General features: G+C 34.7%; 8 protein-coding genes and 1 tRNA gene. 5 read left to right on the forward strand and 4 right to left on the reverse strand.

Annotated features, from left to right (window positions below):
* The first annotated feature begins 52 nt into the window (after window positions 1–52).
* The 5 genes from rplU to LXH21_RS03565 all read left to right on the forward strand — a co-directional run bounded on the left by rplU (window position 53) and on the right by LXH21_RS03565 (window position 5,113).
* The gene (rplU, locus tag LXH21_RS03545; RefSeq protein ID WP_239862834.1) at window positions 53–463 is read left to right on the forward strand and encodes a 50S ribosomal protein L21; all 411 of its coding nucleotides are present in this window, start codon (window positions 53–55) and stop codon (window positions 461–463) included.
* 24 nt (window positions 464–487) lie between these two features.
* Window positions 488–754 carry a 50S ribosomal protein L27 gene (gene rpmA, locus LXH21_RS03550; protein ID WP_007137428.1) on the forward strand — a complete coding sequence of 89 codons (267 nt, stop codon included), beginning with the start codon at window positions 488–490 and terminating at the stop codon, window positions 752–754.
* Between the two features lie 266 nt (window positions 755–1,020).
* Complete coding sequence (gene pgmB, locus LXH21_RS03555; protein ID WP_239862837.1) at window positions 1,021–1,686, forward strand: beta-phosphoglucomutase; 666 nt, start codon at window positions 1,021–1,023, stop codon at window positions 1,684–1,686.
* A 38-nt stretch (window positions 1,687–1,724) separates the two neighbouring features.
* Window positions 1,725–4,031 (forward strand): glycoside hydrolase family 65 protein, encoded by a 2,307-nt coding sequence (locus LXH21_RS03560; RefSeq protein WP_239862838.1) that lies wholly within the window; start codon window positions 1,725–1,727, stop codon window positions 4,029–4,031.
* A gap of 104 nt (window positions 4,032–4,135) precedes the next feature.
* Window positions 4,136–5,113 carry a M28 family metallopeptidase gene (locus LXH21_RS03565; RefSeq protein WP_239862840.1) on the forward strand — a complete coding sequence of 326 codons (978 nt, stop codon included), beginning with the start codon at window positions 4,136–4,138 and terminating at the stop codon, window positions 5,111–5,113.
* Window positions 5,114–5,561: 448 nt separating this feature from the next.
* On the opposite strand, the gene infB is transcribed toward LXH21_RS03565, so the two are convergent.
* The 4 genes from infB to LXH21_RS03585 form a co-directional block, all read right to left on the reverse strand.
* A complete protein-coding gene (gene infB, locus LXH21_RS03570) occupies window positions 5,562–8,417 on the reverse strand; it encodes a translation initiation factor IF-2 (protein WP_239862841.1) in 2,856 nt (951 codons plus the stop codon).
* Between the two features lie 52 nt (window positions 8,418–8,469).
* A complete protein-coding gene (gene nusA / locus LXH21_RS03575) occupies window positions 8,470–9,723 on the reverse strand; it encodes a transcription termination factor NusA (RefSeq protein ID WP_108739346.1) in 1,254 nt (417 codons plus the stop codon).
* Window positions 9,724–9,736: 13 nt separating this feature from the next.
* Window positions 9,737–10,201, reverse strand: a complete 465-nt coding sequence (gene rimP, locus LXH21_RS03580; RefSeq protein WP_239863680.1) for a ribosome assembly cofactor RimP — start codon at window positions 10,199–10,201, stop codon at window positions 9,737–9,739.
* 308 nt (window positions 10,202–10,509) lie between these two features.
* Window positions 10,510–10,580 (reverse strand) — tRNA-Gln (locus LXH21_RS03585).
* Between the last annotated feature and the right edge of the window lie 91 nt (window positions 10,581–10,671).

Genomic DNA, 10,671 nt, shown 5'->3' on the forward strand with positions numbered 1-10,671 from the left:
GTAAAAAAATAATTGTATATTTGCAACCTTAAAAATTTATAAATCAATCGGTATGTATGCAATCGTAGAGATAGCAGGGCAACAGTTCAAAGTAAGCAAAGACTTAAAGGTTTATGTTAACCGTTTAGCTAGTGAAGAAGGTTCAAAAATTTCTTTTGACAAAGTTCTTTTATTAGATGACAATGGTAGTGTAACTTTAGGCGCCCCAGCTATAGAAGGTGCTTCAGTAGAAGCTAAAGTGTTACAACACTTAAAAGGAGATAAAGTTATCATTTTCAAAAAGAAAAGAAGAAAAGGATACAAAAAGAGAAACGGTCACAGACAATATCTTACTCAAATTGTAATTGAAGGTATTACTGCTTCAGGTGCTAAGAAAGCAGCGGTTGAAGCAAGTACTGAAGAAGCACCAGCTCCTAAAGTAAAAAAAGCTCCAAAAGCTAAAAAAGAAGATACTCAAGAATAATAACAATATTAAAACTAATACGTCATGGCTCACAAGAAAGGTGTCGGTAGTTCCAAGAATGGTAGAGAATCAGAATCAAAACGTTTAGGTGTTAAGATTTTTGGTGGACAAGCTGCTATTGCAGGGAACATCATCGTAAGACAAAGAGGTTCAAAACACAACCCAGGTGAAAATGTATATATCTCTAAAGATCATACATTACACGCAAGAGTACCTGGAATTGTAAAGTTCCAAAAGAAAAGAGATAACAAATCATACGTTTCAATCCTTCCATTTGAAGTTGAAGCTTAATTGATTTTCTCAATTAACAAAAACCCAATTCGTAAGAATTGGGTTTTTTTTTGCCTCAAACTGAAACCATGTCTTTTATATAAAATAATATTATTAAAAAAAGCGCATTATAAAGTACAAATAAAGCTAATCCCTCATTTTTTAAAACGCATAGCAACCATTGTATTAATTATCAATTTTATTACGTTGTATAAAGGTAGCTTTATAAATAAATTTTTATATTTACCATAAGTGCTAAATAAAAATTCAGATAATTAAACTAGATCATGACAGTAAAAAAAGCCTTTATTTTCGACTTAGATGGAGTAATTGTAGATACAGCAAAGTATCACTTTCTGGCTTGGAAGAAAATCGCAGATCAACTTGGAATTAATTTTACGCACGAGCACAATGAACTTCTTAAAGGTGTAAGTCGCATTAGGTCACTAGATATTATTCTGGAACTTGGAGAAGTAAAAGCGACTCAAGAAGACAAAGAAAAATGGTTGATTCAAAAAAATGAGGATTATTTATTATGTTTGGTAGATATGGACCAAAGCGAAATTTTACCAGGGGTACTACCAATTTTACACTATTTAAAAACCATCAACCAACCAATAGCACTTGGATCTGCCAGTAAAAACGCAAGGCCTATTCTCGAAAAAACAGGGATACTCTCCTATTTTGATGCAATTGTAGATGGCAATGATGTTACTAATGCAAAGCCCGATCCTGAAGTATTTTTAATAGCGGCACAAAAGCTAAACAGCACTCCAGAGAACTCAGTTGTATTTGAAGATTCTATTGCGGGAATCCAAGCTGCAAATATCGGAAAGATAATTAGTGTCGGTATTGGCGAAGAAAAAACTTTACATGAAGCTAAATATGTTTTTAAGGACTTTACACATATAGACACTCACTTTATAGATATTCTTATCCACAAGAAAATTTAACAATCAATACTACCAAAGCAATTCTAAATTAACGAGAAATGAATCAAGATTACATACAACCCAGCAACTGGTCTATTATAGAAGAAGGCTTCGACCCAGAAAAAGTAAAATCATCCGAAAGCCTATTTAGTATTGGAAATGGTGCTATGGGACAACGTGCTAATTTTGAAGAAAAGTACTCAGGGGAAACTTTTCAAGGTAGTTATATTGCTGGAATTTATTATCCCGATAAAACTAAAGTTGGATGGTGGAAAAATGGTTATCCGAAATATTTTGCTAAGGTGTTAAATGCTCCTAACTGGATCGGAATCGATATCGAAATTAATGGAGAATCACTTGATTTAAATAAATGCGTTAAAGTAGAAAACTATCGCAGGGAATTAAATATGAAAGAAGGATGGCATAACCGTTCTTTTATAGCTACTCTTCAAAATGGAACTGAAGTAAAAGTCAATGCGCGACGTTTTCTATCTATAAATCTTGATGAGATAGGAGCTATCAGTTATGAAATTACACCTTTAAATCAAGACGCAAAAATAACATATAGACCCTACATAGACGCCGGAATCACCAATGAAGACACCAATTGGGAAGAAAAATTCTGGGAGCCTCTAGATGTTCAAAACAATAAAAACCAGGGATTTATAACGGCACAAACATTCAAAACTCATTTTAAGGTCACAACCTTCATGCATAATAGCATACTTGAAGACGATAAAATTGTAGACCTACAACCTGATAATGTAGAAAGCTCAGCAGACAAAACACAATTTAGCTACACCCTCAACGTAGTAAAAAACTCAAAATCGTCTATTCAAAAGCTGGGAGGTTATACCGTTTCACTCAATCACGAGAATACACAAGAAGCCGCAGAAAATGCAATTCAAAAAGCGTTAAAGATAGGGTACCAACAATTATTGTTAGACCAAAAAGAGGCTTGGTTAAAAATCTGGGAAATGTCAGATATTACTATTGAAGGTGATATAAAAGCACAACAAGGAATACGGTTTAATATCTTTCAACTGAACCAAACCTACTTAGGTAAAGACAGCCGACTGAACATTGGCCCAAAAGGATTCACAGGTGAAAAATATGGCGGTTCGACCTATTGGGATACCGAAGCTTACTGTATACCGTTTTACATGGCTACCAAAGACCAACAAGTAGCCCGCAATTTATTAACCTATCGCTATAATCAGTTGAACAAAGCGATTGAGAATGCCGAACAAAATTTAGGTTTCAATAACGGAGCAGCACTGTACCCGATGGTGACAATGAATGGAGAAGAATGCCATAATGAATGGGAAATTACTCATGAAGAAATTCACCGTAATGGAGCCATTGCTTTCGCTATCTACAACTACTACCGCTTTACAGGAGACTATTCTTATATTCCTGAAAAAGGTCTGGAAGTACTAATCGCAATTGCACGTTTTTGGCACCAAAGAGCCAGTTTTTCTACTCAGAGGAATCAGTATATGATTTTGGGAGTAACAGGACCAAATGAATATGAGAACAATATCAACAATAATTTCTATACAAATTACATAGCCAAATGGTGTATTGATTACACCAACGAACAATTGCAAAAAGTAGCTATAGAATACCCGAAAGACCATAAGCGTATCATAGAAAAAGTAAAACTATCAGATGCTGAATTAAAAGAGTGGAAAAAAGTAGCAGAAAATATGTATTTTCCAAAATCGGAAGAGCTAGGGATTTACTTGCAACAAGACGGATTCTTAGATAAAGATTTAATTCCTGTAAAAGATTTAGACAAGTCGCAACGACCAATTAATCAAAAATGGTCTTGGGACAGAGTATTGCGTTCGCCATATATCAAACAGGCTGACGTACTACAGGGGTTTTACTTTTTTGAAGATCATTTCACAATTGATGAATTAAAACGCAATTTTGAGTTTTACGAATCATTCACGGTACATGAAAGCTCACTTTCACCTTGCGTACACTCGATTCAGGCAGCTAAATTAGACAAGATGGACATGGCTTACAAATTTTACCTAAGAACATCTCGTTTGGACTTAGATGATTATAATAAAGAAGTCGAAGAAGGTTGCCACATCACCTCTATGGCAGGAACATGGATGAGCATCGTAGAAGGTTTTGGAGGTATGAGAGTAAAAAACAACAAATTACATTTTACACCAAAGATTCCAAAAGAGTGGGAAGGATATTCATTTAAAATTAATTTCCGTAACCAAATAGTAAAAGTTGCAGTCACTGCTAATGGCAGTACTTTTACATTAGATGGAAATGACGAAATGACCATTAATGTGTACGAGAAAGATATTTTAATTTCTCCAAATTCCGCAACAACAGTTTAAAATCTTAAAAAATTCAAGTTATTACAAAGTAATAATTTGAATTTTTAATTTATAGTCTATTTCTTCAACCGACAATTAGTACCTTAAAAAATACTCAATAAAGCATGTTATTTCAGAAACATAATATTATCGTATTAACTCTTATTTCATTATTTCTAAATACAAAATCACTAGCTCAGGAAGGCATCAACGCCAATACGTTCTACAAACACGACAAATATTTATCCTCTGATAAGATGGAAGGTCGTTTTCCTGGAACAAAACAGAATAACAAAGCTGCTAAATACATTAAAAAGTATTTTAAGAAAAATGATTTAAGCAGCTACGACAATTCGTATTACCAGCCATTTAAGCTATTTGTAAAAGCAGATATTAACAAAATGATATCAGATACGGTTATTACTCAAAATGTTGTAGGATACATAGAGGGATCTGATTCTGTATCGAAAAAAGAGTTTATTGTAATAGGTGCACACTACGATCACTGGGGCTGGGGAGGACAAGGTTCGGGAAGCAAAAGAAAAGACACTATAGCCATACACAATGGCGCAGACGATAATGCATCTGGTGTTGCTGCCCTACTCTCAATTCTTGAAGAGATTTCTCATTTAAAAACAAAACCCAAAAGAAGTATTATCTTCATAGCTTTTAGCGGAGAAGAACAAGGTTTAATAGGGTCAAACTATTTTGTCAATCATTTACCAGTTTCGAAAGAAAAAGTAAAGCTGATGATCAACATGGATATGGTAGGAAGATTAAATGCAAACAAGCATTTATATATGGGCGGCGCTGGAACTTTTCCTGATGGAGTTGCCCTAATGAAAGAACTCGGGAATAATACTGGATTAAACCTCATTGTACATGCGGGTGAAGTTGGAGGATCGGATCATGTTTCTTTTTATAAAAAGAATATTTCTAGTATTGGTTTCCACACTGGGGGGCACCCACAATATCACACGCCTGAAGATGATATCGATCTTATCAACAGTGAAGGCGGAGCAATTGTTTCAAAGTATATTTTTAATGCACTACTACGCATTGCAAATTACGATCAGCCTCTATACTTTATAAATCAGGATTAATATAATAAAGCAAAGTTTACTATTTAACTGTAAACATATTTTACATACAATGCAAAACCTAAAATAGGACGTATCTATCTACTGTAGAAATTGTACTTCTTAGTTTAGGGATTCCATAATGAGATGAAGATCTTTTTAGCAAAATATATCGAAAAAAGAAAGCTTACAATTCGGGCAAATTTATCCATCGTACCTTATCCTTTTGATAGCTATTTAATCTTAGCTCTAATATTTTGGGGGCTGGCCTTTGGCCCGCAAAATATTACTTCATTATTCTTTTATTTTTACTAAGAGTTCAGTAAACTTCGTTTAAAACAAATAGCAGGAAACAGCTTCTAAAAAGATAGATTAACTCTAAAAGGACCATTACTACAATTTCCCTCTTTCTATATCAAACAAAAAAAATCCCGATTGCTCGGGATTTTTATATTTATAAACTGAATATATTCTATTTCAGTTTTTTCTTGATTGCTACCTCATGGTAACATTCAATAACATCTCTTTCTTCAACATCGTTGTAACCTTTTACTTGGATACCACAGTCATAACCTTTGGCTACTTCTTTCACATCGTCTTTGAAACGTTTCAATGCGATTAGCTCACCTTCATGAACCACAACACCTTCACGGATAATTCTGATTTTGGCATTACGTTGAATTTTACCATCCATAACCATACAACCTGCAATAGTACCTACTTTAGAGATTTTAAACAATTCTCTAATTTCTGCAGTACCAAGTACTTCTTCTTTCATCTCTGGAGCTAACATTCCTTCCATTGCATCTTTCAAGTCATCGATAGCTGCGTAAATAATAGAGTAGTAACGGATGTCGATTTCTTCTTTATCAGCCAATTGTCTTGCGTTTCCAGCAGGACGAACATTAAATCCGATAATGATCGCATCAGAAGCAGAAGCCAACATAACGTCAGTTTCCGTAATTGCTCCAACACCTTTATGTATGATATTAATTTGAATTTCTTCAGTAGACAATTTAGAGAACGAATCAGATAATGCTTCAACAGATCCATCAACATCTCCTTTAAGGATTACGTTCAATTCTTTAAATTGACCAAGAGCGATACGACGTCCGATTTCATCAAGTGTAATATGACGTTGTGTACGTACAGATTGTTCACGCATTAATTGAGAACGTTTAGCAGCAATTTGTTTTGCTTCTTTTTCGTCTTCAAAAATATTGAACTTATCACCTGCAGTTGCAGCCCCATCTAAACCTAAAACGGATACAGGAGTTGAAGGACCAGCAACTAATACTGAATTTCCTCTTTCATCATGCATGGCTTTGATCTTACCGTGATGTTTACCAGCCAACATATAATCTCCAATTTTCAAAGTACCATGTTGTACTAAGATTGTCGATACATACCCTTTACCTTTATCTAAGAACGCTTCTACAACCGTTCCTTGAGCTGCTTTATTTGGATTAGATTTTAGATCTAAAATCTCAGCTTCTAATAAAACTTTCTCTAATAATTCTTGTACTCCAGTACCTACTTTTGCAGAGATATCATGAGATTGGATTTTTCCACCCCAGTCCTCTACTAGTAAGTTCATGCTTGCCAAACGTTCCTTGATTTTCTCAACATTAGAGTTGGGCTTATCAATTTTGTTGATTGCAAAGATGATTGGCACACCTGCAGCTTGAGCGTGAGAGATAGCCTCTTTTGTTTGTGGCATGATGTCATCATCTGCCGCAATTACAATAATTGCAATATCGGTAACTTGAGCTCCACGGGCACGCATCGCTGTAAACGCCTCGTGACCTGGTGTATCTAAGAATGCGATTTTTTGACCACTATCTAAAGTTACTCCATATGCACCAATGTGCTGTGTAATACCTCCAGACTCACCTGCAATTACATTTTCTTTACGAATATAATCTAGTAAAGAGGTCTTACCGTGATCGACGTGACCCATTACTGTAACGATAGGCGCTCTAAATACTAAATCTTCTTCTTTATCTTCTACAACTTCGATTGCTTCTTCGATATCTACAGTTATGAATTCAACTTCATAACCAAATTCATCAGCAACAATTGTTAATGTTTCTGCATCCAAACGTTGGTTCATGGTAACCATGATTCCAAGTGACATACAAGTTCCAATTACTTTAGTAATCGGCACATCCATCATAATAGCAATTTCACCAACAGTAACAAATTCTGTTACTTTAATAGTTTTACTACCTTCATCTAATGCTCTTTGCTCATCATCAGATTTTTGACGGTGCGTATCACGCTTGTCTCTTCTATATTTCGCCGCTTTCGATTTACCACCTTTTTTACCTTGTAGTTTCTCTAGAGTCTCACGAATTTGATTTTTAACTTCTTCTTCCGTAGGCTCAACCTTTGCAACAATAGCTGGTCTGTTTCCTTTTACAAATCCAGGTCTAGAACTTCTGTTAGCATTAAATCCACCACCACCAGTGTTAGGCGTAATTTTGTTAGGATTTGGTGCACCAGGAACCCCAGGAGGTCTTGGTGTTCCAGGTTTTGGAGCGATTCTTTTACGTTTATTTTTATTTGCAGCGTTTGCACCTGCAGCACCTGGTTTATTAGGCGTAATTTTTGGCTCTTCCTTTTTCTTTTTAGGCTTGTTAAATTGAGACAAGTCAATAGTTTGACCTGTTAATTTAGCACCCGACAATTTTTGATATTGAGTAGTGATCGCTTCTTCTACAGGAGCTTCATCTGTTGCAGGAGCTTTCACTTCTACTTTTGGAGTTTCCTTTTTAGTTTCAACTGGCTCAACAACTACAGGTTTAGGTTCTTTTTTGTCTGAAACAGGTTTTTCTGCTACAACTTCTTTTGGCTCAACCTTCTCTGCAACCACTTTCTCTTTGGTTACTTCAACAGGTTTCACGACCTCTTTTTCTTTGACCGGTTCCACAACTGCTTTCACAGGAGCAGCCTTCTTAGGATTAAGATCAATTTTACCTACTTGAACAGGTCCCGTAACTACAGCTCTCGCTTTGATTACTTCTTGTTGTTTCAAGCGTTCCTCTTCATCGTGTTTGCGTTTGTCTTCTATTTCATTTTCTCTTTCTACACGCAAAGCCTCTTTTTCTTTCCTTCTTTCTTCCCCTACTTCTTTTGAAGCTTCTTTCTTTCCTTTGTCACCAGCAAATTGACCGCACAAGACCTTGTATTCATTATCAGAAATTTTTGTGTTAGGGTTAGACTCAATGCTAATCCCTTTATCTTTCAGATAATCCACAGCTCTTTCTAAAGAAATATTCAATTCTCTTAAAACTTTGTTTATTCTAATAATTCTCTCTTCAGACATAAAACCTTTTTAATATTACCTTTTTCGTTGTGTTGCTAGAAGTATTTGGAGGCTAACTCTCAAATTCTTCTTTCAATATTTTCATTACATCTAGAATCGTTTCCTCTTCTAGGTCTGTTCTTCTAACCAAATCATTTACCTCTTGAGCTAAGATACTTTTTGCTGTATCCAAACCAATTTTGGCAAATTCTTCGATTACCCACGCTTCTATCTCATCTGAGAATTCTGTCAACTCAACATCATCCTCATCTGCAGTAGCTCCAGCCACATCACCTTCACGAATAACATCTAATTCATAACCAGTCAATTGACCTGCTAATCTGATGTTATGCCCTCCACGACCAATAGCCTTAGATACTTCTTCTAACTTCAAAAACACTTCAGCTCTCTTTGTTTCTTCATTGATTTTAATTGAAGAAACTTTTGCAGGGCTTAATGCTCTTGTAATATATAATTGAATGTTACTTGTAAAATTAATAACATCTATATTTTCATTTCCTAATTCACGAACGATTCCGTGAATACGTGATCCTTTCATACCTACACAAGCACCAACTGGATCAATTCTATCGTCGTAAGTTTCTACAGCTACTTTTGCTTTTTCACCTGGAATTCTTACTACGTTCTTAACCATAATTAAACCGTCAAAAACTTCTGGAATTTCTTGTTCAAATAATTTTTCTAAAAACTTCTCAGAAGTTCTAGACATAATAATTTGAGGTTTGTTTCCTTTTAATTCAACGCTTTCGATAATTCCACGCACATTATCTCCCTTACGGAAAAAGTCAGATGGAATTTGCTTTTCTTTTGGCAAAACGATTTCGTTTCCTTCATCATCCACCAAAATTACAACTCTTGGACGTACATGATGCACTTCTGCGGTGTAAATATCGCCAATTAAATCTTTAAATTGCTTGTAAAGATTTGTATTATCATGTTCATGAATTTTAGAAATCAAGTTTTGACGCAAAGCCAAAATAGCTCTTCTTCCTAAATCAATCAATTTTACTTCTTCAGAAACCTCTTCTCCGATTTCAAAATCGGCCTCAATTTTTCTTGCTTCAGTAAGCGTAATTTCTTCGTTTTCAAAATCTAGGTCTTCATCAGCAACGATAACTCTTCTTCTCCATATTTCCATATCTCCTTTATCAGGATTTATAATAATATCAAAATTGTCATCTGAACCGTATTTTTTCTTCAATGCATTTCTAAATACATCTTCTAAAATTGCCATAAGCGTTACACGATCAATAAGTTTATCATCTTTAAACTCTGAAAATGAATCGATTAATGCTAAATTTTCCATGCGAATTCTTTAATTAAAATGTTACTGTAACAATTGCTTCTTTTATATCTCCGTACGATAGTTCCAGTCTTTTTTGAACTGTTTCCTTTCCTTTACCCAATTTCTTCGGTTCTCTTGCTTCCCATGCCAAAATTACAAAATCATCATTAGCTTCCACCAATTCTGCTTCAATATTTTCAGTCTCTGTTTTCACAATCAAGGTTCTACCCACATTTTTTTTGTATTGTCTAACAAATTTCAGCGGTCCGCCAACTCCAAAAGAAGCTACTTCCAATGAAAAATCTTGTTCTTCACGATCAAGATTAGCCTCAACAGCTCTACTTACATCAATACAATCTTGTAAAACTACTCCATCATCACCATCAATTGTCACGATAACTTTAAAAGCATCTGTGATTACAACATCAATCAAGAAAAGCGATGGCTTATCTGAAAGTGCCTCTAGTAGCAATGAATTTATTTTTTCTTTAAACACCATATTTTTATAAAAAGAGGGGACTATTAGTCCCCTCATTATCTAGATTTTAATAAATAACGGTGCAAATATAGTGTTTTTTTTATAATTTAGAAGAAATTCATGGTCACAAGACCACATCTTATTCTCTAAAACAAAAAAACAAATATTTTTCTTACAAAAAATCTTTGTCAATCACTCAAAAAAACTTGTCTTTTGATTGATTTTGAGCTCATATAGCGACTAATATAAAATCAATTGCTAAACGAATGCCTGGATTTAACGTTAAATTTAACTCATAAAAAAAGCTTCTCGACTGAGAAGCTTTTTTGTTGGTCTACAAGGACTCGAACCTTGAACGACTGCACCAAAAACAGTTGTGTTACCATTACACCATAGACCAATAATTCCTTATTGCGGGTGCAAATTTATAATAATATTTAGCTTCTACAAACTTTTTGAGCACTTTTTATTGAAAAATTTCATTTTTTTTT

The organism is Flavobacterium algicola, from assembly GCF_022399565.1.
GTDB lineage: Bacteria > Bacteroidota > Bacteroidia > Flavobacteriales > Flavobacteriaceae > Flavobacterium > Flavobacterium algicola.

Excerpts from the sequence above, each read along its gene's own strand:
- rplU (WP_239862834.1), top strand. The coding sequence starts at position 53 with ATGTATGCAATCGTAGAGATAGCAGGGCAACAGTTCAAAGTAAGCAAA.
- rpmA (WP_007137428.1), top strand. The coding sequence starts at position 488 with ATGGCTCACAAGAAAGGTGTCGGTAGTTCCAAGAATGGTAGAGAATCA.
- pgmB (WP_239862837.1), top strand. The coding sequence starts at position 1,021 with ATGACAGTAAAAAAAGCCTTTATTTTCGACTTAGATGGAGTAATTGTA.
- LXH21_RS03560 (WP_239862838.1), top strand. The coding sequence starts at position 1,725 with ATGAATCAAGATTACATACAACCCAGCAACTGGTCTATTATAGAAGAA.
- LXH21_RS03565 (WP_239862840.1), top strand. The coding sequence starts at position 4,136 with ATGTTATTTCAGAAACATAATATTATCGTATTAACTCTTATTTCATTA.
- infB (WP_239862841.1), bottom strand. The coding sequence starts at position 8,417 with ATGTCTGAAGAGAGAATTATTAGAATAAACAAAGTTTTAAGAGAATTG.
- nusA (WP_108739346.1), bottom strand. The coding sequence starts at position 9,723 with ATGGAAAATTTAGCATTAATCGATTCATTTTCAGAGTTTAAAGATGAT.
- rimP (WP_239863680.1), bottom strand. The coding sequence starts at position 10,201 with ATGGTGTTTAAAGAAAAAATAAATTCATTGCTACTAGAGGCACTTTCA.